The sequence below is a fragment of the Butyricimonas hominis genome (assembly GCF_014287455.1).
In the GTDB taxonomy this organism is placed as follows: Bacteria; Bacteroidota; Bacteroidia; order Bacteroidales; family Marinifilaceae; genus Butyricimonas; species Butyricimonas muris.
Window position 1 is genome coordinate 1 of sequence record NZ_JACOOH010000041.1, and the last position, 1,205, is coordinate 1,205.

General features: G+C 54.4%; 2 protein-coding genes. One reads left to right on the forward strand and one right to left on the reverse strand.

Features of this window, described 5'->3' with window-relative positions:
- The coding region (locus tag H8S64_RS22070) for a dihydrofolate reductase family protein (RefSeq protein WP_186978720.1) at positions 1–393 on the forward strand (393 nt) is incomplete at its 5' end.
- Between the two features lie 97 nt (positions 394–490).
- Here H8S64_RS22070 and H8S64_RS22075 read toward each other — a convergent pair.
- Positions 491–1,205, reverse strand: a 715-nt coding sequence (locus H8S64_RS22075; RefSeq protein WP_186978721.1) for a DNA topoisomerase, incomplete at its 5' end; no start/stop codon positions are given.

The window sequence follows — 1,205 nt, forward strand, 5'->3', positions numbered from 1 at the left end:
TGCCTGCTTATGGGGGCGAACACCTACAACTACATCTTTGAACACTGGGGCGGGTGGCCGCACAAAAGCAAACGGTCTTTTGTGGTGTCACACTACGACACCAACGTTACACCGGACTGCGGGGTGGAGTTCCTGACCGAAGAACCGCTGCAAAGGGTCTATGAACTGAAACAGGAAACCGACATGCTGGTGGTGGGTGGCGGCAAGCTGCTTACTTCATTGATTAAAGCCGGACTGCTGGACAGCCTGACAATCTACACCGTCCCGGTCATGGCGGGCAACGGCATCGGTTTTGTCGGGGAAACATCCGGCTCGCTGTGGAAGCTCTCGGAAAGCAGGGTGCTGGATAACGGGGTGGTCTGTTCGACCTACCTGTTTGGCGGGAACATATAAAAAATGCGCCCGGTTTCCCTCCGGGCGCAACCACTAAAATTTCAATTATTATAAGCTGTAAAACCTATCACAATGAAATTTCAGCGGCAAAGATAAGCTATTTCTTCGGTTTCGCTTTCTTTTCGGGGAATGAAAAACCGACATTGAACTGCTCGTCCAGTACCAGCGAAGCATCGAAAGCCTTGCCGTTCTTGCCCTTGAAGCCCTTGATTAGCCCGGTCTTGCGTTTCGTCACCAGCTCGACAATCTGCTTGTCGGAAAGCTGCTTGTCGCACTTGTTGCGGAATATGGTAAGCGTGCAGTCCACGTTGGAACACTTCGCCACTTTCGGGTAGAACAGGATGCGCCCGCTGCCGCATTTCGGGCAGGGGCAGGTTTCACCAGTAGCGACAGATAGCTGCACCGATAGCAGTTCTGCGGTGATTTGCGTTGCGTACACCTCGATGCCCTTCCGGAACGTGTCGGCATCCATGCTGCCCGCTTCTATCTTGGCAAGGGCGGTTTCCCACATACCCGTCATTTCGACATCGGCAATCTTCTTGTCCCTGACAATCCCATAAACGGCAAGCCCCTTGTCGGTAGGCACAAGGTTCTTCTTCTCACGCACGATGTACTGGCGGGCGAACAGCGTTTCGATAATCGCCGCACGGGTGGCGGGCGTGCCTATCCCGACATCTTTCAGGCTGGCTTTCAGTTCGGCATCTTCCAGTTCCCTGCCTGCGTTCTCCATTGCCGCCAACAGGCTGCTTTCCGTGTGCAGCGGTTTCGGCTTGGTCTGCTTTTCGAGCAGATCCACGCCGGAGAGTGGCAAA